22 protein-coding genes and 1 other RNA gene are annotated in these 25,437 nt (G+C 33.0%); 15 read left to right on the top strand and 8 right to left on the bottom strand.

All coding sequences use genetic code 11. The features are described 5' to 3' along the window. Positions 1–56: 56 nt before the first annotated feature. The 6 genes from N2712_02270 (at position 57) to N2712_02245 (ending at position 6,894) form a co-directional block, all read left to right on the top strand. Positions 57–2,237, top strand: coding sequence for an Ig-like domain-containing protein (locus N2712_02270; protein MCX8028799.1), 2,181 nt, complete (start codon positions 57–59; stop codon positions 2,235–2,237). A 184-nt stretch (positions 2,238–2,421) separates the two neighbouring features. Next, entirely contained in the window at positions 2,422–3,381 is a 960-nt protein-coding gene (locus tag N2712_02265; GenBank protein ID MCX8028798.1) for a MoxR family ATPase, read from the top strand. A 1-nt stretch (position 3,382) separates the two neighbouring features. Then, positions 3,383–4,591, top strand: a complete 1,209-nt coding sequence (locus N2712_02260) for a DUF58 domain-containing protein (GenBank protein ID MCX8028797.1) — start codon at positions 3,383–3,385, stop codon at positions 4,589–4,591. A gap of 48 nt (positions 4,592–4,639) precedes the next feature. Next, positions 4,640–5,122, top strand: coding sequence for a DUF2062 domain-containing protein (locus tag N2712_02255; GenBank protein MCX8028796.1), 483 nt, complete (start codon positions 4,640–4,642; stop codon positions 5,120–5,122). A gap of 173 nt (positions 5,123–5,295) precedes the next feature. Continuing rightward, complete coding sequence (locus tag N2712_02250; protein ID MCX8028795.1) at positions 5,296–6,018, top strand: segregation/condensation protein A; 723 nt, start codon at positions 5,296–5,298, stop codon at positions 6,016–6,018. A gap of 6 nt (positions 6,019–6,024) precedes the next feature. Next, on the top strand, positions 6,025–6,894 hold the full coding sequence (locus N2712_02245) for a hypothetical protein (GenBank protein ID MCX8028794.1): 870 nt from the start codon (positions 6,025–6,027) through the stop codon (positions 6,892–6,894). Between the two features lie 47 nt (positions 6,895–6,941). Here N2712_02245 and N2712_02240 read toward each other — a convergent pair whose 3' ends face one another. Then, positions 6,942–7,301, bottom strand: coding sequence for a RidA family protein (locus N2712_02240; GenBank protein MCX8028793.1), 360 nt, complete (start codon positions 7,299–7,301; stop codon positions 6,942–6,944). A gap of 258 nt (positions 7,302–7,559) precedes the next feature. On the opposite strand from N2712_02240, the gene ilvC reads away from it, so the two are divergent. Then, positions 7,560–8,570, top strand: coding sequence for a ketol-acid reductoisomerase (gene ilvC, locus N2712_02235; protein MCX8028792.1), 1,011 nt, complete (start codon positions 7,560–7,562; stop codon positions 8,568–8,570). A gap of 41 nt (positions 8,571–8,611) precedes the next feature. On the opposite strand, the gene hisD is transcribed toward ilvC, so the two are convergent. After that, positions 8,612–9,922, bottom strand: coding sequence for a histidinol dehydrogenase (gene hisD / locus N2712_02230; GenBank protein MCX8028791.1), 1,311 nt, complete (start codon positions 9,920–9,922; stop codon positions 8,612–8,614). A 153-nt stretch (positions 9,923–10,075) separates the two neighbouring features. Between hisD and N2712_02225 the strand changes: the two genes are divergently transcribed. Together N2712_02225 and N2712_02220 are read left to right on the top strand one after the other, a co-directional pair. Continuing rightward, the gene (locus tag N2712_02225) at positions 10,076–11,419 is read left to right on the top strand and encodes a fibronectin type III domain-containing protein (GenBank protein MCX8028790.1); all 1,344 of its coding nucleotides are present in this window, start codon (positions 10,076–10,078) and stop codon (positions 11,417–11,419) included. Positions 11,420–11,652: 233 nt separating this feature from the next. Further along, entirely contained in the window at positions 11,653–12,633 is a 981-nt protein-coding gene (locus tag N2712_02220; GenBank protein MCX8028789.1) for a D-alanine--D-alanine ligase, read from the top strand. Here the strand turns inward: N2712_02220 and N2712_02215 are convergent, their stop codons facing one another. Together N2712_02215 and aroF are read right to left on the bottom strand one after the other, a co-directional pair. Next, a complete protein-coding gene (locus N2712_02215) occupies positions 12,634–12,849 on the bottom strand; it encodes a hypothetical protein (protein MCX8028788.1) in 216 nt (71 codons plus the stop codon). 5 nt (positions 12,850–12,854) lie between these two features. Continuing rightward, positions 12,855–13,880 carry a 3-deoxy-7-phosphoheptulonate synthase gene (aroF, locus tag N2712_02210; GenBank protein ID MCX8028787.1) on the bottom strand — a complete coding sequence of 342 codons (1,026 nt, stop codon included), beginning with the start codon at positions 13,878–13,880 and terminating at the stop codon, positions 12,855–12,857. Positions 13,881–13,980: 100 nt separating this feature from the next. Here aroF and N2712_02205 point away from each other — a divergent pair, with 100 nt between their 5' ends. The 3 genes from N2712_02205 (at position 13,981) to N2712_02195 (ending at position 18,354) form a co-directional block, all read left to right on the top strand. Further along, positions 13,981–14,922 carry a tyrosine recombinase XerD gene (locus N2712_02205; protein MCX8028786.1) on the top strand — a complete coding sequence of 314 codons (942 nt, stop codon included), beginning with the start codon at positions 13,981–13,983 and terminating at the stop codon, positions 14,920–14,922. Beyond that, the gene (locus N2712_02200; GenBank protein MCX8028785.1) at positions 14,903–15,268 is read left to right on the top strand and encodes a CHY zinc finger protein; all 366 of its coding nucleotides are present in this window, start codon (positions 14,903–14,905) and stop codon (positions 15,266–15,268) included. Before N2712_02205 ends, N2712_02200 begins: the two co-directional genes overlap by 20 nt. 317 nt (positions 15,269–15,585) lie before the next feature. Continuing rightward, the gene (locus N2712_02195; GenBank protein ID MCX8028784.1) at positions 15,586–18,354 is read left to right on the top strand and encodes a hypothetical protein; all 2,769 of its coding nucleotides are present in this window, start codon (positions 15,586–15,588) and stop codon (positions 18,352–18,354) included. Between the two features lie 207 nt (positions 18,355–18,561). Here the strand turns inward: N2712_02195 and N2712_02190 are convergent, their stop codons facing one another. The 3 genes from N2712_02190 to N2712_02180 are packed head-to-tail and all read right to left on the bottom strand — an operon-like array spanning position 18,562 to position 21,214. Next, positions 18,562–19,845 carry a dihydroorotase gene (locus N2712_02190; protein ID MCX8028783.1) on the bottom strand — a complete coding sequence of 428 codons (1,284 nt, stop codon included), beginning with the start codon at positions 19,843–19,845 and terminating at the stop codon, positions 18,562–18,564. A gap of 52 nt (positions 19,846–19,897) precedes the next feature. After that, the gene (gene thpR / locus N2712_02185) at positions 19,898–20,437 is read right to left on the bottom strand and encodes an RNA 2',3'-cyclic phosphodiesterase (protein ID MCX8028782.1); all 540 of its coding nucleotides are present in this window, start codon (positions 20,435–20,437) and stop codon (positions 19,898–19,900) included. Positions 20,438–20,440: 3 nt separating this feature from the next. Then, the gene (locus N2712_02180) at positions 20,441–21,214 is read right to left on the bottom strand and encodes a hypothetical protein (GenBank protein MCX8028781.1); all 774 of its coding nucleotides are present in this window, start codon (positions 21,212–21,214) and stop codon (positions 20,441–20,443) included. A 133-nt stretch (positions 21,215–21,347) separates the two neighbouring features. Here N2712_02180 and N2712_02175 point away from each other — a divergent pair, with 133 nt between their 5' ends. After that, positions 21,348–22,049, top strand: coding sequence for an ABC transporter ATP-binding protein (locus N2712_02175; protein ID MCX8028780.1), 702 nt, complete (start codon positions 21,348–21,350; stop codon positions 22,047–22,049). Here the strand turns inward: N2712_02175 and dnaJ are convergent. Further along, the gene (dnaJ, locus tag N2712_02170) at positions 22,046–23,176 is read right to left on the bottom strand and encodes a molecular chaperone DnaJ (protein MCX8028779.1); all 1,131 of its coding nucleotides are present in this window, start codon (positions 23,174–23,176) and stop codon (positions 22,046–22,048) included. The two genes, N2712_02175 and dnaJ, sit on opposite strands and share 4 nt — an antisense overlap. 171 nt (positions 23,177–23,347) lie before the next feature. Between dnaJ and ilvB the strand changes: the two genes are divergently transcribed. Both ilvB and rnpB read left to right on the top strand, forming a co-directional pair. Further along, positions 23,348–25,039: a biosynthetic-type acetolactate synthase large subunit gene (gene ilvB / locus N2712_02165; protein MCX8028778.1), complete on the top strand. Its 1,692-nt coding sequence runs from the start codon at positions 23,348–23,350 to the stop codon at positions 25,037–25,039. Further along, an RNA gene (gene rnpB, locus N2712_02160) (RNase P RNA component class A) lies at positions 25,037–25,430 on the top strand. Before ilvB ends, rnpB begins: the two co-directional genes overlap by 3 nt. Positions 25,431–25,437 lie beyond the last annotated feature (7 nt).

Here is a 25,437-nt window from a genome sequence, read left to right as displayed (position 1 = left end):
CTAGAAATAGTTGTAAGTTTTTGCAGAAGTTTGTATAATGTTAATTGAGGAAAGTTATGAAGAATTTAAGTCAATACTACATTTTGGTATTTTTGTTAACTTCTATAATGGTAACAGTATCCAATTGTACTCGTCTTACCGATTTGATTCCTATAAGAATAAGTGATAATACTGTATCACTACTTCCTACTGTTTCTGTGCTTTCCCCAACTAATATGCAGATATTTCATACTAATTCAATAGTGGTTTCTGGTACAGCATCAGATGATAGTGGTATAAAGGAGGTTAGGTTAAGGGTTGGTGATAGTGGTGAGTTTGGGGTAGTTGATGGGAGTGATTCTTGGAGGACGAATTTGGTTGGTTTGAATGAGGGTACGAATGAGATATACTTTTTTGCTGTTAGTGTTAGTGGTGAGCATTCTATGACGAATGTAGTTTACTTTGTGATTGATGTTACACCTCCTGTAGTTTTGGTTACGAATTTGACGAATGGTCAGGTATTTGCTGTTAGTTCGGTATTGGTTTTAGGTACTGCTAGTGACAATTTAGGTATAAAGGAGGTTAGGTTAAGGGTTGGTGATAGTGGTGAGTTTGGGGTAGTTGATGGGAGTAATTCTTGGAGGACGAATTTGTCAAATCTTGAGGAAGGTACAAATACTATGTATGTATTTGTTGTTGACAAAGCAGGACTTACAAACTGGACTACAAATAATTTTGTGATTATTCCTAATGTTTATGTTTCAACTACTGGTAATGATGCTAATTTAGGTGTTTTTAGAACGTTACCTGTAAGAACGATTCGAAGAGCAATAGAAATTGCAAATCAATACTCTATTAGTAACATTCTCATTGCTACTGGTACATATACACCTGGGAATGGTCTTAATTCCAGTGGTTTTGGTGTTGTAATAACAAACAATAATTTGAGATTAATAGGTGGTTGGAATGTTGGATTTAGTAGTAGGAGTGGGTATTCCATTTTAAATGGTCAGAATAGTCTTAACCATATTATATTCTCAACAAATGTATCTGGTATATTGATAGATGGATTTATTATAACTGGGGGATTTGCTAATGGGACTCTGGATCAAGATAAAGTAGGTGCCGGAATATATTTTAGCAATGTTTCTTATTCTACTGTTTCGAATTCGATCATAGGTACTAATGGTGCTTTGTCGAAAGGTGGTGGAATATATATAGAGTCTTCTTATAGCAATGTTATTAGGAGTAGAATTGTTTCAAATACTGCTTCTTATGGAGGTGGAATTTATCTTACTAATTCTTATGGTAATGTTATTGATAGCTTGGTAAGTTTTAATTACTCTAGTTTTAACGGAGGAGGAGTCTATTTTGATGGTTCAATGAGTAACTTGATTTCAAACTTGATATTGTCGAATGTTGCTGCTGGAGGTAATTTAGAAGATGGCGGTGGGGGATTGTATTTTAGCTCTTCTCATCATAATGTTGTGGTAGCTGAGATTATCAGCAATAGGGTGATTGGTAGTAATGGTAGAGGTGGTGGAATGAGACTTCAAACTTCTCATTCAAATATCATAAATTCTTCGTTCAAGTACAATAGTGCGGTTAACAATAGTGGTGGATTGTACTTGAAAAGTTCTACCTTAAATCTTATATCAGGAGAGTTCGTAAGTAATACAGGTCAAAATGGATCGGCTGTGTACCTTGATAATAGTTTGAGCAATTTGGTTTCTTCAGTATTCTTAGGTAATGCAGCTAATAATTTTGGTACCGTATACTTTTTTTTAAGTCATTATAATGTGGTGTCGAATTCTATAATTTTACAAAACACTGCAAACAATACATCTGGGGTGTATTTGATCAATTCTGTTAGTAATATTTTCTACTCGAGTTCTTTTGGTAATGCTAGTGGAGATACAGGGGGTATATTTGCAAGAAACGTGACAAATCTTTTAATAGTTAATTCAGTATTCACAAATTGCGGTCAGAATAAAGTAATAAATTTGGAGAATGTTTCAGGATTATTCATCTCTAACAATCTAATAGGTGGTAGTAGTTCAGGTACTACTATAGGTATCTATGAAACATCTGATATATCTGGACATACTCTTTATGGAAATGTATTTGTAACGAATACTCTTAAGGCAATCTACAGAGAGGCAAGTTCTGGAATGGAAATTAACAATATAAATTGGGTGAATGATCCAGTTGTTATAGGTGCTAGTATTTCTACTAATAATAGAGTTACGAATATATAGACTATTGTAGATTTACTATAAACTATCTTTGAATATTAAGTATATATAGGTTTGTGTTTTGGAATGAGTTTTCTTTTTTGATACTTAGCTGAAAAGATTGGAATTTTTTATTGTTTGTCTTAAGATAAAGTTCAATTGAAACTTAAGTGATGTTGGATTAAAATTCTATTGCGTTGGAGGATTTATGGATGTAAAAAGAGTTAAAGAAATTAGTATGAATATAATAGGAAACGTAAGCAAGGTTATTGTAGGTAAACAAAAACAGATAAAGCTAATACTTTCTGCTATGTATTCCAAAGGACATGTGCTGATAGAAGATATACCAGGCGTAGGTAAAACTATGTTAGCTAGGGCTATAGCTAAAAGTATTAGTGGTATTTTTAGAAGGGTTCAAGCAACTCCTGATTTATTACCGTCGGATATATTGGGGGTATCTATTTATAACCCAGAAACTAAAAAGTTTGAGTTTAGAAAGGGACCTATAATATCGAATATATTATTAGTTGACGAAATTAACAGAGCAACTCCTAAAACTCAATCTGCATTGCTTGAAGCAATGGGAGAAACTCAAATATCGATTGAGGGTGTAAGTTTTAGTTTACCTAGTCCTTTTATTGTTTTAGCAACTCAAAATCCTATTGAATTTGAAGGAACGTTTCCACTACCCGAGGCTCAGATGGATAGATTTATGATCAATATATCTCTAGGGTATCCCTCATTAGATGAGGAAATCCAGATTCTAACCTCTCAGAAGGAAGTGCATCCGATTGAAACAATATCTTCGGTTAGTACTACACAAGAAATTGTTGAAATACAGGAAGAGATTAAGAAAGTATACATTGAAGAAAGTCTGAAAAAATACATAGTTCAGATTGTTGAAAAAACTCGTACCAATCCAAATCTACTACTAGGAGCATCTCCCAGAGGTTCTTTAGCTATATTCAAGATGTCGCAAGCGCTTGCAGCAATAAATGGTAGAGATTTTGTTATACCAGAGGATGTTAAAAATGTTGTATTTCCATGCTTAAGACATAGACTAATACTAAAACCCGAAGCCAAACTCAAAGGAATTAAACCAGATGATATCCTTAATTCTATCATTGAATCTACTGAAGTTCCAGTAGAAGATGTTAAATCAAATTAATATGGCGAAGTATGTACTTCTAGGAATAATTTTTGTAACAATGATGATAGTTTTCCCTGTTTATGAAACTATCCTAGCAATTATTAGTTTTGTTTTACTTTTGGTTTTTAACGTAATTTACAGAAATTCAGTAAGTGCTAGTGTAGTAGTGTCAAGGTTTATAGAAAATACCAAGATATTCAACGGAGATAGTACTTATGCTGGTGTGATAATAGAAAACAGAAGTATATTCCCGTTAATTGGTTATGTATATGACTATACTAGTATGACGTTGTCTTACAAACAAAAAGAAACGTTTTTTATATTTCTTCCACCAAAATCGAGTAAAAAACTCTCGTATCGTATTATTGGTTCCAAACGAGGTGACCATCATTTAGGGCCTACTATGGTTGAATTGAAGGATATCTTTATGCAGACTTTTTCTTCCAAAGACTATGATACTGTAGATTTTGTTACAGTTTTTCCGTCTATTCTTCCGCATAATGAATTTGACAAGAGCATATTACAACCTTATGGCGAAATAAGAAATCCGTTGCCTATATTTGAAGATTTGACTAAAATTCAAGGTATTAGAGAATACCAAAGTGGTGATGAAATAAGAAAAATAAACTGGAAAATATCAGCTAAGCATAATAAACTGTATGTTAATTACTACACTCCTTCAGTATCTTCAGGCACTATCATTTTTTTGAATTTATACCGGCCAGACTATGATGTTAGGTATCCTGATTTCTACGAAGAATTTGCTATTGAAGTTGCTACTACTGTGATTTTTGAACTTTACAACTACAATCAAGAGATTGGATTGGTTGCAAATGGACAAATCCAAAGAAAATCTTCAATGAAAGATAAGTTGGTTATTGAAAATCCAAATGGTTTCTTTGAGATACCGATATCTTCTGGTAATACTCACATATCAACTATTTTTGAACTTCTTGCTAGAATATACTCTCAAAGTAACATAACACTTTTAGAAACACTTAAGAGTTTGTCTATCCAGATTCCTTGGGGTACTGCAGTTATGCTTATAACTCCTAAACTTGATAATGAGTTGGCACTTTTTATGTATGAAATTTCAAGAAAAGGACATGAAATATTCATATACAATGTTCATCCTAATAGACCAATATCAAGTTTCATAGGTAGAAGTATCAAATCCTACAATACAATCAAAGTTGAAAGTACAATTAAAGTAGAAAGAGTGCTGTGAAAGGAGGATTTTGAAAACTGGCATAATTCTGTTTAGAATAATATAAGGATGAAACTAAAAGGTAATATGATAGGAAAGCTTTTCAGATGGATAGTACTAAGTTTTAAAAAATTGCTCAGATTGAGAGATTCTACACACCAAATATCATTAGGGTTTGCTATTGGAGTTTTTGTTGGTATATTGCCAACACTGGGGTTTGGAGCTCTAATATTAGCAGGGCTTGCTCTGGTAATAAGGTTTAACTTCTTTTCTGCTTTGGTTGGTACTCTTGTAAATAACCCACTTTTTGTTCCGTTTTGGGTAGCAAGTAGTTACAAAGTTGGAGAACTTATTACAAAAATTGGTATTAACTTTTCGGAAAAAAGTGTGTTACAAAATATGTTTGGTTTTGGGCTTTCTTTTGCTGTGGGTAATATTGTTTTGGCTGTTTTGAGTGGCTTTCTAAGTTATTTTGTAATGTTCCTTGTAATTGAAATATATAGGGCATCAAGAAACAACTCCAGTAAAAGTGAATCAAAAACACAAGAATGAATTTCAATACCTTTTGTTTATTTCTTAGTTTTTAAGTGTAGCTGAAAATATGTTTTTTATGTATAAATTTTTGCATTGCTCTGAGTTTTTGTGAGTAGTTGGTGTGTTTTGTTACCAGAAAGTAGAGGATACAATTTGAAAAGGAAGTTCTTCTATAAATATTATTTTGTTGAATGAAGACAAATCAAAAAGTTTTTTCTCAGGCAGTTGTTGTTGAAATAGATATGAAAGTAAAGACGGAAGAGTTTGAAGGACCTCTTGGTGTGTTACTTAATCTCATAATAAAAAATAAACTCGATATAACTAGGATATCTCTTGTTAAGATAGTTGATCAGTTTATAGAATATTCAAATACTAGAAGACCTGATATCAAAATTTCAGCAGAATTTGTTAGAATTGCTTCAATATTATTGTACCTAAAAACTCTTGCGTTATCAAACATTAAAGTTCTAGATGAAGATATGGAGGTAGAAACAGAAAAGCTTATACAGCAACTTGAGATAATGAAGCAGTATAGACAACTTAAAGATATGCTAAAGCAAAAAAGAGATTTGAGGAAGAAGATGTTTTCAAAGCTTATTAAGAAAAATATATCAAGGTATGTACAATATTCAACGGAAGATTTGTTGAGATGTGCTGTTAAGTATTTCATAAACATACAAAGGGACAGAAAGTTTCAGTTAAAAAGAGATGAAGCATCAATATCATTAAAAATTGATGAAATAAAGAGGATACTCCAAGTTAGAAATTTTTTCAATTTTTCTGAAATTGTATTTTCTGAGCCCATTTTACAGCAGATAACTTCATTCATGGCAATACTTGAAACAACAAAATCTGAAATTACTAAGTTGGAACAACACAAGAACTTTGATGATATTTTGGTTATAAAAAGGTGATGTAGTATGAATATTCTTGAAGAAACATTTTTAATTCCTGTTGGAAGTACTTTAGGGTTTGATGTGTTTAACTTTTCAAACAATTATACTACTGTTATTAGAAGAGATGGTAGAGTACTGAAAAATTTTGAAAACTTCTATTGTAGAAACGTTTTTGAAGAAGAAGGTAAGGCTATACTTGTTGGATTTAGAGTTGATAAGTATTTTTTTAGATCTGCTACTATGATTGTTATTGATGAGAATGCTAAGAAGATTTCGGAGGTTGTGTTTAAGGATACTTTTTCTGAATTTTATTGGAGTGATGGTATAGTCGTTTCTGGAAATTTTTATAGGCCAGACGAAGATGTTATGAATGGTGGATTGATGTTTGTTGATGATATGAAGTTTATCAAATTACCTGATATGTTAATTGGAGAATACGAACTGAGAGATGGAGTTAGTTTGAATAATGAATATTTTTTCTATGGTATTGATAAAGATAATTACAGAGGTATTGTTGTTAAATTAGCTGGTGAAAAATCTGAGTTTTTAGATATAGAAGTAAACAACGATCTATGGGAGTTTTCGGGTATTAGTAGTTTTAATGATAAAGTAGTTCTCTCTGGAAATAAATGGGGGATGGTTGGTCTTAATGGATTTATTATGTTTTTAGATAGTGACAGTACTTTTGAAATGTATGATGTACCTATTAAATCATTTTGGTTTGAAACGATGGGATTGGGAGTAATTGATGGGAAATTATTCATCTCAGTATTTGATTTTGATAGCAATGAAGGTTTGCTGATGTATTTTGATGGTAACTTTGAAATTGTTAATGAGTTGTATAATCACCAGTTTGTGATTTCAAGGAATAAAATTTTTGCTAGGAAGATTTAATATAGTTTTTAACAATTTTGTTTTGGTAAATACTATATGATAGTAAGTTATGGCTTGAATGCATATACTTCTATCTCTACAAGTGCTCCTTTGGGTAACTCCTTGACACCTATGGTTGTTCTTACAGGTTTGTGATCTTCAAAAAATTCTCTGTATGCATCGTTAAAGTCTGAAAATTTTGAAATGTCCGTTATATAAACGACTACCTTGAATATATTTTTCTTCGAGTATCCTAGTTCAGATAGAATAGTGTTTATGTTTTTTAGTATGTTTCTTGTTTGCCCAGATACTGTGTTTTCTTGGATGTCAATTTGTCCTGATAGAAACAGCATTCCGTTTTCGAGTATTACTGCTGTTGAGTAATGTCCCAAAGGTTTTAAACCACCAACTTCTTCGAAAAACTTCATAACTTCTATTTTTTAGAAGTTTAGGGTGTTAATTCAAATTTTGGTGTCTTGTATAAAGATGAGTAGACTTTGAGAGGTAAATGATTTGTGTGGAGAAGAGATCTTGAATTGGTAAGTTATGGGTTAGGTAAATTAATTTAAGTGAAACTATATTTTGAGTATTAGTTTTTGTTACTAGTGGCAATATAATGTGAAAAGTTAATTGGAAATGCGATTATTATGTTGAGTAAAATTATACCTAACTGTAAGGAGGATTTTATGAAAGTTTATTATGATGTTGATATAGACTTGGGTATCATAAAAAGCAAAAAGGTTGCTGTTATTGGTTACGGTAGTCAAGGTGCGGCTCATTCCCAAAACCTGAAGGATAGCGGTATTGATGTTGTAGTTGGTTTAAGAAAGGGGTCAAAAACTGAAGAAGAGGTTAAGAATGCTGGTCTTCAGGTTATGGATATAGAGAGTGCTGCTAAGTGGGCTGATGTTATAATGGTATTAACTCCTGATGAGACTCAACCAGAGATATACGAGAGATACATAAAAGATAATTTGACGAGAGGTAAAATGTTGATGTTTGCTCATGGTTTTAATATACACTATGGCCAGATAGTTCCGCCTAGTGATGTAGATGTTGCTATGGTTGCACCTAAGGGGCCTGGTATTCTTGTTAGACAACAATATGTTGATGGTAAAGGGGTTCCTTGCTTGATTGCAGTTTACCAAGATGCTACAGGTAAAGCAAAAGATATCGCTTTGTCTTATGCTAAGGCAATAGGTGGATCAAGAGCTGGGGTTATTGAAACAACTTTCAAGGATGAAACTGAAACAGATCTTTTTGGGGAACAGGCTGTTTTGTGTGGTGGTGTTGTTCATTTGATGGTGGCAGGATTTGAAACATTAGTAGAAGCAGGATATCCACCAGAAATGGCTTACTTTGAATGTATACATGAAATGAAGCTTATAGTTGATCTTATCTATCAGGGTGGAATATCAACTATGAATAGTTTTATAAGTAATACTGCTGAGTATGGAGAGTATGTATCTGGACCTAGAGTTATTACTGAGGAGAGTAAGAAAAATATGAAAAAGATTCTTGAGGATATACAAACAGGTAGGTTTGCAAAGGATTGGATACTAGAAAATAAAGCAGGAAGGCCACACTTTACCAAAATGAGAGAAATATGGTCTAAACACCCTGTTGAGGAAGTTGGTAAAAAACTTAGAGCAATGATGCCTTGGATTACTCCTCCTTCAAGAAAACCAAAAGTATAAAAGCTTATAAGGGGATATATTTATCCCCACTTTGCTTAGTATTAGATCTTTCTTCTTTCAACAGATAGTTTATGTATTTCAAGTCCTTCGTAATCTGCCAAAGATGATACAATTGGTATATCTTTTTGCAAGTTTGAACTATTCCACTGTGCTATGTTATAGAACTTAACAAAGTTATAAACTCCTAATGGAGACGAAAACCTAGCAGTTGCTCCTGTTGGAAGTACATGATTGACACCTGCTATGTAATCTGTTATTACGACAGGGGTTGTTTCTCCTATTATTACTGTTCCAGCATTGTTTACGTAATTATGTATGTTATTTATATCTACACCTTTTACTACAACCTCTAAGTGTTCTGGAGCAATTCTGTTACTTACTTCAAAAGCTTCTTCTATCGATGAAACGAGAATAAAGAAAAAGTTGTTAAGAGAGTTAGACAGTATTTCTTTTCTTTCTGCTTCTTTTGATATCAAAATTATGTTGTTTTTGACTTCTTCCATGAGATTTTGGTCTGTTGATATAAAATAACCATTTGAATCAGGATCATGTTCAAGTTGAGACAATAAATCAAGTGCTATATGGTGAGGTGATCCGTGATCCGCTATTACAACTATTTCGCTTGGGCCTGGTAGCATATCTATACCGATAATACCATTTAGTAGTTTCTTAGCAGTTATAAAATATTTGTTGCCGGGGCCTACAATCATATCTGCTCTAGGAACTGTTTGAGTTCCGAATGCAAAACTAGCTACTGCTACTGCTCCACCTAACTTGTATATGCTATCTATACCTAGTTTTTGGCTTAGTGCTAGGATTATTGGTGAAATTTTACCACTTTTAGATGGAGTTGAAACGTATATTTTTTTTACTCCTGCAACTTTAGCAGGTATTGTATTCATAATCAGTGTTGAAGGATATATTGCTCTACCCCCAGGCACATATACACAAACACTTTCGATGGGTTTTATAACTTGTCCAACAGTACCATTTGTTGTAGTAGTCCATTTTCCTTTCAGATTAAAATGTTCCATTTGAGCTTCATGGAATTTCTTAACTCTATCTGCCATTAACAGGAAGTTTTCAAAAATAATTTTTAGATTCTGATCACTATTTACAGTTTTGATTGCTTCTTCTATTTCATTTTCTGAGACAATAAAAGAGTTTTTATCAAAATCAACCTCAAAATCGTCAAATTTTTTCAGATACTCTACTATTGCTTTATCCTTTTCTTCGTATATTGATTGTATTATTTTTTCTACGCTTCTTATGAGGTCAGTGTCTATGAATATACTACTTCTTTTAAAAGGTATATCTTTAAGTTTGTTACCTTTCAAATCCATCACTATCATAGAACTTATGGATTATAAGTTATATGTGTTCTTTAAGACAAATTGAGGTAGATAGACAGGATTTTGGAGTTTGTGAGGGTATTATGAGTTTACTATTATCTTTCAAAGATTAAATGTTTTGAAAAAGTCTATTTTTACGATAATCATAAAGATATGAAGCTAAAGAATCTGTTTATTCTTTTGGTTTTTGCGCTTATACTTGTTAAGTATGGATTTAGTGATAGAATAACATTGAATAGAGAAGATTTCTTGGAAATTACAGGTATTCAGGAGAATACAATTATACCATCAGGTAGTATAGTGATATCTCCATCAAAACAACAAGACAGTAGTGTAAGGTATACAAAGTTTTCTTTTGATAAAGAACAGTTAGGAGATAAAGTTGTAGGTAAGTTATATGCAAAGTATCATGGTATATCTTTTATATCGCTTGAAAACATATTAGGTGTTAAGACTGTGAGTAGTATATTTTCTGTTTTTCTTTCATTTTATCCTGTTAGGCTTGATGAAGGTAGTGTTTTGGCCAGGTTTTATTCTGTTGATAGTGTTAACAAAAATATAGAAGTAGTTATCAAGAAATCTAGGATATATGTTTTTATAAAAGGTATTGTAATATCAAAAGATGGAGATAGTGTTGATGTCGAGCTTGTTTCGGATGAAACAATAGAACCAAGAAATTGGTATTCTTTATCACTTGTTTTTGACGTAGTAAATTCTAGAGTATCTATGTATATAAATGGTATTGAGACTGATAGAGAAGTTGTAAAACCTTTGAGTATAGATTTGTTCACTAAGGAAGGTATAGTTGAGTTTTTTCCTGAGTTTTTTGGATATTTCGACAACGTAGCGGTTGCTCCTACGTTCATTAGGACTATAAATGAAAAGCGTGAGGATGTTAAGGAATTTGTTTCAAGAATAGTTGATACAAAGTTACTTTCAACTACGCTTAGAAATGTTTCCTTAAGGGGTAGAGGGGAATTTATGATAAAAGGTAGAGCCTCAAGTGATATATTCTCTTTAACTAGAAATCAGAAAGATTGGCAGGATGTAGGAGATGGTAATGTAAAGGGCAGATATTTGCAATTTAAAGTCATACCTATAAGGAATGGGATTAGTGAATTTTTAGGATTAGATATTGATATATCTTATGATATACCGCCACAAAAACCTTCAATACTATCGGTAGATTCTGTTAGTGATGGAGTCATAGCTGTTAATTGGAGGAATGAACTTGATGATGATGTTGAGTATTATGAGATATTCTACGGAGATTATGAAAAGAAATACTTTGGAACAGATGCTTTAAATGGTGTATCTCCTATAAGAGTTAAGAAACCTTCGAAGTTCTATCCAGTATTTAGATATACTATTAAAGGATTATCTCCTACAAAAGTGTATTACATAGCGATTAGAAGCGTTAGAAAAGATGGAACAAAAAGTGAATATTCTGATGAAGTTTCTGTTGTACCTTCAAAGAGTGTATATAAACTTCAGTAGATTTGGATAACCTTTAGACAAAAAGTTTTATGAGTTGTTGTGTAGCTTTTTTACTTATATTCGATGATTGTTTTGTACTTTTCTGATTATGATCATATTAACTTTGTTGATGTAATAGTTTGTTGACTAGGTGGATTATAAGAATCCTTAAAGATCTTTTATTAGGTTATGGTTTATTTGGTAATTTGGTTGTATTTGATTGGAGATATATGTCTTTTTGATAATTACTCTGTATGAGTGAAAGGATTAGTGATTTGAAACATAGGTATAAGGATCTTATTGATTTTTATAAAACAAAAAACATAGCAGTTTTAATGGGAGGCATATCTTCGGAAAGAGAAGTATCGATAAGATCTGGAGAGAATGTATATAATGCTCTAGTTAATCTAGGTTTTAGGGTTGTTAAGATGGACGTTGATGCAAATATAGCAAGAAGACTTGTTAAAGATAATGTAGATGTTGCGGTTATAATGTTACACGGGAGGTATGGCGAGGATGGAGTTATTCAAGGTGTGCTTGAAATGCTAGGAATACCTTACACAGGGTGTGATGTTTTAACGAGTGCTATAGGAATGAATAAGATATTTACGAAAGAAATCCTAAAAGCAAATAGTATTCCAACTTCTCCTTATATTAGGTTAACTCCAGGTAGTCCAGACAAATCTTTTGAGGACATTATGAAGTTAGGATTACCTGTTGTTTTGAAGCCTATTAATGAAGGATCAAGTGTTGGTGTTGAAATAATAAAAGACGAAGATCAACTAGTTGGTAAGTTAAGGAGCTATTTAAGAAGATATCCTAACTCATTTGCTGAAAAGGCAATATTTGGTACAGAAATAACAATAGGTGCTATAGGTAAAGGAGATAATATTACGATATTACCGATCATGGAACTTAGACCTAGAAAAGAATTCTATGACTATGAAGCTAAATATACTAAAGGTATGACTGATTTCATAATACCTGCAGAGATTTCAAAAGAACAAGAAGAAAAAGTTATCGAGTATACTAAAAAAGCTTTTAGTGTCTTAAATTGTAAAGGAGTAGTTAGGTTTGATGCTATTATATCTAAGGAAGATGGTATTCCATATTTTCTTGAAGTAAATACAATTCCAGGTATGACGGAAACTAGCGATATACCTGCTATGGCTAAGGCTGCAGGTATGTCTTTTGAAGAGGTTGTACTTAAGATACTTGAGTATATTGAGTGGTGATTAGGGTTTCAAAAACCAAAGTATACCTAGTATTACAGTTATACTAGCCAAAATTACCACTGATACTTTTGAAATTATACTTATTTTCTTCAATATAAAGGATAATACAATTGTGATTAATCCTATAGCTATTCCTATTATTGTTAAGAGTAAATTGTTCAGCAATACTACTATGAAACCTATTGTGGAGAGTACTATTAATAGTGTGTCTTCCATAGGTTTTACACTACTGTGGTTACTTTTCTACCTACTATTTCTGCTATAGGTTTGAGTTTTTCCATTATCTTTGCGAATTGTTGAGGAGTTATTGATTGATCACCGTCAGACCAAGCGTTTTCTGGATCATTGTGTACTTCTATCATGACACCATCTGCCCCTGCTGCTATTGCTGCTAAGGCCATATCTGGTACGTACTTTGATTTACCAGTTGCGTGGCTTGGATCTATTATAATGGGTAAGTGTGTTCTTTCTTTCATTACGGGTATTATGTTAATATCTAATGTATTTCGGGTTGCTGTTTCAAATGTCCTTATTCCTCTTTCACAAAGAATTACATTATAATTCCCACCAGACATTATATACTCGGCTGACATAACCCATTCATCTGCTTTCATTGAGAGTCCTCTCTTGAGAAGAACAGGTTTTCTGATTTTACCTAATTCTTTGAGTAGAGCAAAATTTTGAGCGTTTCTAGTACCTACTTGGAGTATATCTGCGTATTCACATACAAGTTCGACATCTCTAGTATCAAGGACTTCTGTAACTATAGGTAAACCTGTTGCTTCTTTAGCCATTTTGAGGAGTTCTAATCCTTCTTTTCCTAATCCTTGGAATGAATAAGGAGAAGTTCTAGGTTTAAATGCTCCACCTCTCAATAAGTTAGCGCCGTATTTTTTCACTTCCTTGGCTATATAAATAATTTGCTCGGGAGTTTCAACACTACAAGGTCCAGCAATAATAGCAAGTTCGTCCCCACCTATTCTAACAGTACCCATATCTATGACTGTGTTATGTGGATGAAAATCTCTGCTTGCTAGTTTATAAGGTTTTGTAACTCTTATGACTTGCTCTACATTTCTAAAGCTCTCTATGGGGACGTTTATGAGCTTATTGTCATCACCTACTACACCAATTACTATTTTTTCAATGCCTCTGGATATATGTGCATCTAGTCCTTGTGTCTTGATTTTTTCTATTATATGCTCTATATCACTCTCTGTTGCTTCTTTACTTAAAACTATTATCATTCTATCCTCCCTACAACAGAATTTGATTTTCAAAGAATTGTAAGATATTTTGCAAATATGGTAGTTTGAAATTAGTTTTCCTTTTTTAGATAATTTATCTATGAAGGATGAGAATAGGGACATATTAATGAGTTTTTTAAATTATCTTGCTTATGATAGAGGATTGTCAGATAATACTGTTAACTCTTATAGGTTTGATGTTACCGAGTTTCTTGAGTATTTAGAAAACGAAGGTATTGAACTTAATTCTGTTAAACCTTCAGACATTGATAGTTATGTTAGTTATTCATCAAAGAGAGGGGTTAGTACTGCAACCATTGCTAGATATATTTCTTCAATAAAGACATTTTTCAGATTTCTAGTTATGAATGATATTATTGATGAAAATCCTTCAGAGTTTGTTGAGAGACCTAAAATTTCAAGAGATATACCACTTTTTTTATCTGAAGATGAGGTTGAGAAGATAAAGTTATCTATTCTAAATGATGAAATTAATGATGCACAGAAGGTTAGAGATATAACGATTATAGAATTGCTTTTTTCATGTGGGCTTAGAGTTTCTGAACTTGTTAACTTAAGAATTGGTGATGTTAATTTAGTAAATGATTATTTAACGGTTAGAGGAAAGGGAGGTAAACAGAGAATGGTTCCTATAGGCAGTGTAGCAAAAAGGTATTTGAAAGAATATATACTTGTTAGAGAGAAAACCTTGAGCAAATTTTCAAGAAATGATGATTTTCTTTTTATCTCAAGGTTGGGTAAGAAAATAAGTAGGATAAGTATATGGAAGATAGTAAAAAAGTATGTTAAGATAGCTGGGCTTGATGGTAGTGTTTCGGTTCATACATTTAGGCATAGTTTTGCTACTGAGTTATTGAGAAATGGTGCAGATCTTAGATCAGTTCAAGAACTTCTTGGACATAAAAGTATTCTTGCAACACAAATATATACTCACATAACGGATGATAAGAAATTCAAAGCAATACTAAATCTAAAAACAGTCAAGGAGATGGGTAAAAAAAATGACAAGAGGATATTTTAATCGTAAAACTTTTATCTTGATAAATGGTGTTAAAATTTTTGGTGTTGATATTGATGATAACTCTAGATGTATTCACTATCATTCTGATAGAGATATAGTAGCAATAAAGTTCAAATGCTGTAGGAAATATTATTCCTGCTACAAGTGTCATAATGAAATGGAAGATCATAATATCATTATTTGGAATGTTAAGGATTTTGGTAGTAAAGTAGTTATGTGTGGATTATGTGGTTTTGAAATGAGTGTTTGGGAGTATATGAATTCTAATTTTAGATGCCCTAATTGTTGTGCTTGTTTTAACGATGGGTGTAAAAAGCATTTTCATTTTTACTTTGATGTGAGTTAAATCTTTTGATCTCTAGTGTTTGATATTTTTGAGTTTAGGAGTTATTCTTAAATGTTCACATAGTACTATAACGGTATCTTTTTTTCATGCTTTATCTGCTTAGAGGATTTTTGTAATGATATGGTAAGTAGATTAGGATCCTTTTGATTAAAGGAAGAAGAATTGCTTGGATAAGTTATGAACACGAATTATTCAGAATACTCTTAATCAAAAAATACCAAACTCTTGACTACAACTTAAGTTTAAAATTGTATTGAAAGATATTTGTTCTATTTTTAAAATTATCTTTGGAGTTAGAAGCGGTATAGGAGGAGATTATGATTAATAGAGCTATATTATCAGCTGTGATATTTGGAATTGTTGGGTTGTTTATTGTTGTAGGATGTGGTGGTAATGTTAGAAAGATAGAACAGTTGGGATTAGAGGCGAGTTTGCAACAGAATGGAAATATTGTAATTACTACTCCTTATATAAAGTACGTTGTATCACCTAGTATGGGTGGTAGAGTTATGTCAGTTGTTGATTTAAGGACTGGAAGTGAGATCGTTGAGACTTATAACGAGACTGATTCGAAGATGGGTGGAGCATTCTATGATATACTTGACTTTATCTGGCCTGGTACTGCTGAAAGAAAATATGTTCTTGAGGATTGGGGAGTTTCTAGTGATAAGAAAATAGCATTTGTTAAATTATCGTATACTGTGGGTCAAGAATCTGATAAGGCTAGAGGGTTAAAGGTTACGAAGTATTTGTATTCTGATAATATAGATCCAGTAATAAAAGGTGTTATAACTGTAGAAAATGTTAGTGGGCAGGATAAGAAATTTACTTATTGGCATCAAACAAGACCTATACTTGGAGATCCAAATAATACTGATAAGACAATATACCTGGATATTCAAGGTGAAGCTAGTGATATTAGATTTGAACCTGGTTCTGGTGGTAGAGGAGATATAATGACAGAAGGTAATTACTTTGCTTTTGTGTCTCCTAAGGCTTCAAATACTCTACTTATAGTAGTTGATAAAGGTAGAGTTAGCAAGTTTTGGAGTTGGCATGATGTTAAATTACCTACATTTGATATTTTGTTTAAAGAAGTTTCTCTAAAACCTGGAGAGAAGGTAACGTATAATATAGATTGGGCTGTTATTCCTACCATGCAAAATGTTAGTTATGCGGATAGAGATAGTGGTGTTGTTATTGGTTATGATCTACCTAAATCTGCTAATCCAGGTTCTGATATAAAGTTGCCAGTGTATGTTGCTTCATATAAAAGTGATAATTTTAAGAGTGTAAGTAGAGTACTCGTTATATTTAGACTGGAGGATAGTGTAGGTAGAGAGATATCTAGACTTACAAGTACTAATCTTTTCAATGCTACACCTAGAGTCGTTGAAACTAAGGTTTTATCAGTTCAACTACCAGATGTTAAGGGTGGCTACTACTATGTAGTAGCAGATGTTTTTAGTACTACTGGTGAGAAATTGTTTTCAACGAAAAAAGCTATTAAGATAGGTGAGATAAGTATTCCAAAATTCGATAAGAAGTTAAGATTAGTGTTTATATGGACGTTGCACCAGCCTCTTTATAACGACCCTAAGCTAATTAAACAAAACTTATCGAGTTTCTTGCCGGTTTATTCGTCTATTGTGAAGTTATACTTACAAAGAGAAACTCCTGTGTGTATAAGTATAACTGGTAGTTTACTTTATCAACTTGCTTACTATTATCCTAAACAACTTGAGGAGTTTAGAAAACTATTCTCTAAGAATAATGTAGAATTGATGATAACTTCCTTTTCTTATTCGCTTTTGCCTTTTGTGGATGAAGCTGAGATGTATAGATCTCTTCTACTTGATAGAGATTTTAAAGATAATTATCTTGGTTCTGTTAATATAAAGGGTGTGTGGCTTCCTGAGATGGCTTTTTCTGAAAAAGTTATTTTACCTATAATTCAAGTAGGTGGAACTTGGGTTCCTATCTCTGATCTTGCGGTTGATACGGGGTTTGCTGGATGGGGCCTTAATTATCATATACCTTACAGACTTACTTCTAAGGCGTCTGCTATTAACACTATAATAGTTGACACTAGAGCTTCAAGAATACTGTACAAAAAAACGGATAGATCCATAGATGAATTTATACAATACCTAATTCAACTTAATGAAAAAAATAAGGATGGAAATATGGTTTTAGCTGTTGCTGATAATGGAGAATCTATAGGAGATGGTATTTTCTTCAGCAAGTTGTTTGATAGACTTGAAAAAATACCTTGGGTTAGAATTGTTAAAGGAGAAGATGTATTCAGAGAAACACCACCTATAAAGGATTTGATTGCTGAAAAGATAATTGGAGGTTGGTACTACGACCCTGAAGAGAAGAGAACATCATTTAGGTTGTGGTTTGATACTAAGATAAAGAGAGATATATGGGAGTTATGTAACAGTACATCCAAAGATATAATCAAGGTAATGGATAATTTTAAACAAGCTGAAGAAGTAGGGGTTGATATTTCTTATCCTAATTATCTTTATAACAATGCTTGGAAACATCTTATAATAGCAAGAGATTCGGGTTGGTTGTGGATGGGATCTGAATTAGGTGTTAGTATAGTTAAGTCTCAATTGGATAAGTCGAGATACTTTTTGAAAGATATATATACTTCGCTTCTAGATGCAATAAGGGGTGAGATTGTGTCTAGCGCCGAGACGCTGGAACAAAACGCTCAAAAAATTTCATTGGTAGAATTTGATCAGATATCTTCTGAAGCAAAAGATAAAGTTTTAGATGTAAGCTCTTTTGTAATAAGACCACAATCTCCAACAACTTCGTCTTACGTATCTGTGAAGGTTATTGTTGGAAACGTATTCGAATTTATAGATTTTGGCAAAACGAAAGCAATCTACAGAATAAACAATGGTACTGAGTATTACCAGAAACCGGTTCTTCTTGATTATAACGGTGAAATAGTAGTTTACCTAGGTAGGGCTACTGTCGAAAGTGTTGTTGATGTCTATTTCTTGTTTGAAAGTTTCAGTAGGAAAAAACAGCTTGTTGGTCCGGTGTCTGTTAAAATCGGTCTATAGAGTTAAGAAAAATAAAACCTTGAGATTTAAGATAAGACTAGAATAGATTCTCTCTTTAGAGCATAGTTTGTTAATGCATTTATAGGATTTTTTTACTTTGGTGTTTAACTTTAGTAAGCGTTGTGAATAATTCATTATGATACCGTAGGTATTCTTGGTTTTTTGTGATAGATTAAATAGAGGAATTTCAATATTCTTCTATTTGTGTTAACTAAATGGGTACACTATTCTGCCTTTGTATATAGTATATTTTACTTCTCCAGCTATCTTCATACCTATAAAACATGAATTTTTGCTTTTTGATACAAAGAATTCTTCAGTTATGATGGTTTCATTATTTGGATTGTATATTGTTATGTCAGCATCACTTCCAACGGATATATGTCCTTTGTTTTCGAGTTTTAGTATCCTGGATGGGTTATATGAGAATAATCTTACTAGATCAAGCAGTGATATATGGTTTTCTTTTATGAGATATGTGTAAAGTATTGGTAAAGCGGTTTCGAGTCCTATAGTTCCGAAAGGTGCTTCTTGTAAAGTTAGAGATTTTTCAAACTTTGTATGTGGTGCATGATCTGTTGCTATTATGTCAATTGTTCCATCTTTTAGTGCTTCGATGAGTGCTAGTCTGTCTTCTTCTGTTCTCAGAGGGGGATTCATTTTTTTATTTGTGTCTAGGTGGGATAGTATGTTATCCTCTGTGAGTACTAAATGGTGTGGTGTGACTTCGCATGTTATTTTTATACCTTTTTTCTTTGCCCACCTTACGAGTTCTATTGATTCTTTGGTTGATATGTGTTGTAAGTGGATATTTGCTTCTGTATCCTGAGCGAGAAGTATATTTCTTGCTACTGCTATACTTTCACTACTCCTAGGTATTCCTTGGAGTCCTAATTCAAAAGACTTTTTCCCTTGGTTTATAACTCCATTTTCTGAAAGCGAGGGTTCTTCTGGATGTTCGAATATAAGTACGTCAAAGTTTTTGGCATATGTTAAAACTCTATGCATTACTTTTGGGTCACTAACTGGTTTACCATCGTCGGTGAAGATATAACATCCAAGATTTTTGAGAAGTCCCATCTCGCTTATTTCTTTGCCTTCCATTCCTTTGGTTGCATTTGCAGACTGTATTACATTTATTATAGCCTTTCTGGATATCCTATTTATAACATCGAAATAAACTTCTGGAGTATCAATTTTAGGATTTGTGTTTGCCATTGCAACGATAGTAGTAATCCCACCTTTTGCTGAAGCCATACTACCGGTTGTTATGGTTTCCTTGTTTTCGTACCCTGGTTCTCTTAAATGAACATGTAAGTCAATGAAGCCTGGAAAAACAAGCATACCTCTAGCATCTATTACGTTATTGCCAGGTAAGTTTTTACCTATTTTTTCTATTTTCTTTTCTCTTATTAGAATATCCAGTTCTTCACCGTTTATTTGGTTTTTAAAGCAGAAAACTCTTCCACCCTTTATCAAGATTTCGTCCATATAAAGCTTATTTTAAATAAGTAATCTTACCAATTGCTAAAAATACCAGATTTTATCCTATCTTGAATACACCTAATTTTGTGTATATTGGATTGATATTTGATAAGTCACTTTTGTAGAGTATAAAGTTTTCTACGGTAAAAGATCCAAAAGTTGTATTTTTGTACTTTTCAATTAGTTTCTCCAACTTTTTTATTTCAGGTTGTATCTTAAATCTTGCTAGAGTTATATGGGGTGAAAATTCTCTATCATCTCTAGATATACCTAATCCTAGTAGTTTATTTTCAATGTTTTGATGTAATGATTTTAGTTCATCAGATCTTTCGACTCCTACCCAAAAGACTCTAGGGTTGTACAAATTTCCGAATATTCCGACACTACTGATGAAAATTATGAAGTTTGGTTGTTTTACTAATTTTAGGCATTCTATGATTTCGTTTGTTTTGTTTGTTTCTCCTATGAACTTGATTGTTAAATGTATATTTTCAATTGGAACTGTTTTGGCTTTTAGTGTATTGAGGTTTTGAGTTATCTCTGAAAATAGTTTTTTTATGTTATCTGGTATGTCAATAGCTATAAATAATCTGTCCATATTTTAAAATGGTTTGAAAATATCTCTTATTGTTCTTGTATCTTCTACATCTTCAATTATTTTGTACTTTTTTAGTATTACGACAAACATCGCGATGAGTAGTGAATTTATAAGTCCTTGGTAAAATAGTATCATTCCTACGGCACTTATGAATGAGAATATGAAGATTGGCACGATAGTTAGGAGGGTTAGGAATACTATAAATACATTATCCATCATCATTATCCATGATCTGGAGATTGCTGTCTTTATACTATCTTTTGGGAAGAAGGTTATGTAGAGAGATAAAACAACGAAAAACATTGTAAATACGACCAAATACCAAAAAGTTATTACTGTTAGTATTATTCCTATTATGTTGGTTATTCCAAAGAAGTTTGTATAAAATACAATTGCAAATATGCCAAAGAAGTAAAAAACAGCACCTATTATAGTTCCTAATATGGATTTAGCTAATCTTTCTTTCATTCCTGAAAAGAATTCTGCAAAGAACTTTTTATGCTCACCTGTTGAGAAGTTTTTTGCTACAGTTAATAATCCTATCTGGACCGGGAAGAATATACTGCTACCGAAAAGTACTCCAACTGCTATCCAGAAAAGATTTATTTCTCCTTGGGAAGGTGTGGTTTCGAATGGTACTCTCATGAATAAAAATAAGCCCATAGTGAAAAAAAGCGTAGGTATATTTGCTAGAAAACCTAATATGCTAACAAGTATGTTTTTTGAAAAATTATCCCACCATAGCCAGAAGAATTCCTTGAGAACTTTTACCCACATATACTCGTCTTTCCTAGAAATTCTAACTTAAAAGTAGTTTGAGTTTCTACTCTGCTTGTTGGTAACGAGTTTGGAATTTTTAGTTTTTAACTTTATTAAGAAAGAGAGAGTTTTATTTTTTTATAATCTTTACATGCTTTTAAAGGTAGATGATTTAGTTTCTGGATATGGTAAAATAGAAGTTTTGAAAGGAGTTTCATTGGAAGTGGGGTTTAATGAGATTGTTTGCATTCTAGGGGCTAATGGTGCTGGTAAGACAACACTTGTGAACACAATTTCAGGTTTGATCCCTGCTAGGAAAGGTAGAATAAATTTTGGAGATGAGGATATTACAAATTTAGACGCGCATATTAGAGTTAGGTTAGGACTTATACAGGTTCCTGAAGGCAGAAAAGTTTTTCCTAGACTTACAGTTTTAGAAAATCTTGAAATGGGAGCTTTTGTAGTTAATGATATTAAGTTTAAGAAAGATATGATGGATTATGTATTTTCGATATTTCCTATTTTGTATGAGAGAAGGTTTCAGAAAGCTGGTACGCTGAGTGGTGGAGAACAGCAAATGCTAGCAATAGGTAGGGGAATGATGTCAAAACCTCGCCTTATGATGTTAGACGAACCTTCTATGGGGTTAGCAGTGAAAGTAATAGATTTGATATTTAAAGTTATATATGATCTTAAGAAAAGCATGTCTATTTTACTTATAGAGCAAAACGCTAATAAAGCACTTGAGATATCAGATAGAGGATATGTTTTAGAGACTGGTAAGATTGTACTTTCTGGTAATAAAGGAGATCTCAAGACTTCGGATGAGGTCAAGAAGGCTTATCTTGGTTAATCTCCTAGTTCTTTTGATAGTTGTTCTACTAGAAACTTTTGTCTCAGGTTGAGTACTCTAGGTAATTTTATGTTTACCTTGCAGTATATATCTCCTCTTCTACCTTTATCGTCTTCAAGTCCAGATCCTCTAACTCTTAGTACATCGTTGGGTTGGGTACCTTCGGGTATTTTTACCTTTATTGATTTACCATCTAGTGATGGTATTTCTATTTCACCGCCTAATATTGCTTTTGTAAAAGGTATTGATATTTCACACTTGAGATCTATTCCTTCTCTTGTATAGAAATGGTGTGGTTTTTGCTTTACTACTATGTACAGATCTCCAGGAGTTCCTCCGTTTTTTCCAGCATTACCTTCACCTTTTACTCTTATCATCATGCCATCTTCTATACCTTTGGGTATTTTGAATTCTATTGTTTTTTTCTTGTTAACGGTACCGATTCCATTACATATGTTACAATATTCTCTTATTATATATCCTGTCCCTTTACAGGTAGGGCAGGTAGTTGTTAATGAAAAGAACCCTTCTCGTACAGTTACTGTTCCTGCACCTCTACAGGTTGGGCATGTGTCAGGCTTTCTACCGTTTTTAGTTCCTATTCCATTGCAAGCAGAGCATGTTTCTTTTTTGTCTATTACAACGGATTTAGAAGCGCCAAAGTATATTTCTTCCAAGGATACTTCGATTTGAATGTATATATCATCTCCTCTTTTAGGAGCTGTTTCTTTTGTAGAATATGAAGATCTAGAAGTTCTTCTTGTGGTAGTTCCAAAAAATGAATCAAATATATCCTCAAATATATCTTCGAAACCTACTCCTGTACCAAAACCACCAAAGTCACTCCACCTATATCTTGTATCAGTTGATCCTGTATTTCTATATCCTGTTGATCCTCTAAGTCCTTCTATTCCATAAAGATCATATATTTTCCTTTTTTCATCATCGCTTAAGACTTCGTATGCTTCGTTTATCTCCTTGAATTTCTCTTCGGCTTCTTTATTACCTGGGTTCCTATCAGGGTGATATTTTAATGCTAATTTGCGATATGCTCTTTTTATTTCTTCTTTTGATGCATTTCTAGGAACACCAAGTATTTCGTAATAATCTTTTGCCATTTTACTCATACTCCTAATTTAAGTGTATTGTATAATACATTACTTATTTTATATTTTTATAATATCAAAATTCCAATCAAAAATCTAGTAAAATTTTGCACTTTTATTTGTTGACTGTTAGTTTGACAAGTTGATTTTTTGGTGGTTGTTTATATATTTTTTAGTAAATAGGAGAATTTTATGAAGTTATCTGGTTCTAAGATTCTTTTGGAATCTCTAAAGAAAGAAGGAGCTACAAAAGTATTTGGATATCCAGGAGGAGCAATATTGCCAACGTTTGACGAACTTTATAGAGAGAAAGATATAAGTGTTTATCTTGTTAGACATGAGCAGAATGCTGCTTTTGCTGCGGATGGATATGCTAGAGTTAGTGGTAGACCTGGTACTGCGATTGTTACAAGTGGGCCTGGTGCTACTAATACTGTTACTGGTATAGCAAGTGCTTACATGGATTCGATACCTATAGTCGTTTTTACTGGACAGGTATCTACATCTTTGATAGGTAGTGATGCATTTCAAGAAGTTGATACTACTGGGATTACTAGACCTATTACAAAGTGGAATAGAATAGTTAAAAGAGTTGAAGAATTAGCATGGACGGTAAAAGCAGCTTATCATATAGCTAGTACTGGTAGACCTGGCCCTGTTGTAGTTGATTTGCCTAAAGATGTTCAAGTGATGGAAGCTGATTTTAAGTATCCAGAGCAAATAGATATAAAGAGTTATAAGCCTCAATACAAGGGGCACCCAATACAGATAAAGAAAGCTGTTGAGGTTATAAAAAAAGCAAAGAGACCTATAATATATTGTGGTGGGGGAGTCATATTATCAAATGCTTCTAAAGAACTTGTTGAGTTAGCTGAAAAACTAAATGCACCTGTTACTACTACACTAATGGCATTGGGGGCTATTGATTCTAATCATCCTCTTAACCTAGGTATGTTAGGTATGCATGGTAGTGTTGCCACTAATTATGCTGTTAGTAACTGTGATGTTCTTATAGCTGTAGGTGCTAGGTTTGATGACAGAGTTACAGGTAAAGTTGAAACTTTTGCTCCTAATGCTGTTAAGATACACATAGATATAGATCCTTCTTCAATAAGTAAGAATGTTGTTGTTGATGTACCTATAGTAGGCGATGTAAGAGAAGTTTTAAAGGATTTGATACCTTTAGTTGACAGACTTGACACCGAAGAATGGATAAACCAAATAAGGGAGTGGCAGAAAGAGCATCCTTTGAGATATAAATACAGTGATACCGTTATTAAACCCCAGTATTTAATGGAGGTTTTATCTGATGTAACATACGGTAAAGCTATAATAACGGCTGATGTAGGGCAACATCTTATGTGGGCTGCTCAATATTGCAAGTTTAAATATCCTAGAACATGGTTATGTTCTGGTGGTCTCGGTGCTATGGGATATGCATTCCCGGCTGGTATAGGTGCAAAAGTTGCTAAGCCTGATGTAGAAGTAATAGCAATTGTTGGTGATGGAGCGTTTCAGATGAGTCTTCAGGATCTTGCCTCTGTGTCTGAATATAACCTTGCTGTTAAGATAGTTATAGTCAATAACTTCTACTTGGGTATGGTTAGACAGTGGCAAGAGCTATTCTATGGTAGAAGATATTCGTCTGTATTTTTGGGAGTTTCTGAAAATAAGTATATTCCTGATTTTGTTAAACTTGCTGATGCTTATGGTATTAAAGCACTAAGAGTTGAAAAGCCTAGTGAATTAAAGGTTGCTATAAACGAAATGTTAAGTCATAATGGGCCTTTCATTTTGGATGTTTGGGTTGAAAAAGAAGAAAATGTTTTACCTATGGTTCCTGCTGGAAGAGGACTTATGGAAATGATAGAAGCTATGGCTTAGGTAGGGGTTAAGTAGGTCGCTTCCTAAAGTAGGAAGAGGAACTTCCAGATAGATGTAGTGCCTCTACTGGTGAAAAGCCAGATGGTTTTGAGATTAAAGCTGTAGTTGTTTTTAAAATTAACAGCTTATTAATCTCAAAACTAATGGGGTTAACCACAGAAACTAGACCGCCAAACACGTAAGTGTTTGGTAAGGGTGAAAGGGTAGGGTAAGAGCCTACCGGCTTGGTTGTGAAACCAAGTGTCTGGTTGCCCCTAGAGATACAACTTTAAGTAGTGACAATAGGTTGCACTACACTTATGTCACGGGTGAAAGGCAAAAATACCCAGGTAACTGGGTATTTAGACAGATGACCTACCTCGACAGAATCTGGGGTACCCCTACCTAGATTTTATTTA

It is taken from the genome of Brevinematales bacterium, from assembly GCA_026415355.1.
GTDB lineage: Bacteria > Spirochaetota > Brevinematia > DTOW01 > DTOW01 > SKYB106.
This window is presented reverse-complemented; position numbering and strand designations above follow the sequence as displayed.

What these genes read in the sequence shown, in the direction of transcription:
- aroF (MCX8028787.1), bottom strand. Translation starts at nt 13,880, where the DNA reads ATGATAATAGTTTTAAGTAAAGAAGCAACAGAGAGTGATATAGAGCAT.
- N2712_02200 (MCX8028785.1), top strand. Translation starts at nt 14,903, where the DNA reads ATGACAAGAGGATATTTTAATCGTAAAACTTTTATCTTGATAAATGGT.
- ilvB (MCX8028778.1), top strand. Translation starts at nt 23,348, where the DNA reads ATGAAGTTATCTGGTTCTAAGATTCTTTTGGAATCTCTAAAGAAAGAA.
- hisD (MCX8028791.1), bottom strand. Translation starts at nt 9,922, where the DNA reads ATGATAGTGATGGATTTGAAAGGTAACAAACTTAAAGATATACCTTTT.
- N2712_02215 (MCX8028788.1), bottom strand. Translation starts at nt 12,849, where the DNA reads ATGGAAGACACACTATTAATAGTACTCTCCACAATAGGTTTCATAGTA.
- N2712_02225 (MCX8028790.1), top strand. Translation starts at nt 10,076, where the DNA reads ATGAAGCTAAAGAATCTGTTTATTCTTTTGGTTTTTGCGCTTATACTT.
- N2712_02220 (MCX8028789.1), top strand. Translation starts at nt 11,653, where the DNA reads ATGAGTGAAAGGATTAGTGATTTGAAACATAGGTATAAGGATCTTATT.
- N2712_02240 (MCX8028793.1), bottom strand. Translation starts at nt 7,301, where the DNA reads ATGAAGTTTTTCGAAGAAGTTGGTGGTTTAAAACCTTTGGGACATTAC.
- N2712_02245 (MCX8028794.1), top strand. Translation starts at nt 6,025, where the DNA reads ATGAATATTCTTGAAGAAACATTTTTAATTCCTGTTGGAAGTACTTTA.
- dnaJ (MCX8028779.1), bottom strand. Translation starts at nt 23,176, where the DNA reads ATGAGTAAAATGGCAAAAGATTATTACGAAATACTTGGTGTTCCTAGA.
- N2712_02190 (MCX8028783.1), bottom strand. Translation starts at nt 19,845, where the DNA reads ATGGACGAAATCTTGATAAAGGGTGGAAGAGTTTTCTGCTTTAAAAAC.
- N2712_02250 (MCX8028795.1), top strand. Translation starts at nt 5,296, where the DNA reads ATGAAGACAAATCAAAAAGTTTTTTCTCAGGCAGTTGTTGTTGAAATA.
- N2712_02255 (MCX8028796.1), top strand. Translation starts at nt 4,640, where the DNA reads ATGAAACTAAAAGGTAATATGATAGGAAAGCTTTTCAGATGGATAGTA.
- N2712_02180 (MCX8028781.1), bottom strand. Translation starts at nt 21,214, where the DNA reads ATGTGGGTAAAAGTTCTCAAGGAATTCTTCTGGCTATGGTGGGATAAT.
- N2712_02270 (MCX8028799.1), top strand. Translation starts at nt 57, where the DNA reads ATGAAGAATTTAAGTCAATACTACATTTTGGTATTTTTGTTAACTTCT.
- N2712_02265 (MCX8028798.1), top strand. Translation starts at nt 2,422, where the DNA reads ATGGATGTAAAAAGAGTTAAAGAAATTAGTATGAATATAATAGGAAAC.
- thpR (MCX8028782.1), bottom strand. Translation starts at nt 20,437, where the DNA reads ATGGACAGATTATTTATAGCTATTGACATACCAGATAACATAAAAAAA.
- N2712_02260 (MCX8028797.1), top strand. Translation starts at nt 3,383, where the DNA reads ATGGCGAAGTATGTACTTCTAGGAATAATTTTTGTAACAATGATGATA.
- N2712_02195 (MCX8028784.1), top strand. Translation starts at nt 15,586, where the DNA reads ATGATTAATAGAGCTATATTATCAGCTGTGATATTTGGAATTGTTGGG.
- N2712_02205 (MCX8028786.1), top strand. Translation starts at nt 13,981, where the DNA reads ATGAAGGATGAGAATAGGGACATATTAATGAGTTTTTTAAATTATCTT.
- N2712_02175 (MCX8028780.1), top strand. Translation starts at nt 21,348, where the DNA reads ATGCTTTTAAAGGTAGATGATTTAGTTTCTGGATATGGTAAAATAGAA.
- ilvC (MCX8028792.1), top strand. Translation starts at nt 7,560, where the DNA reads ATGAAAGTTTATTATGATGTTGATATAGACTTGGGTATCATAAAAAGC.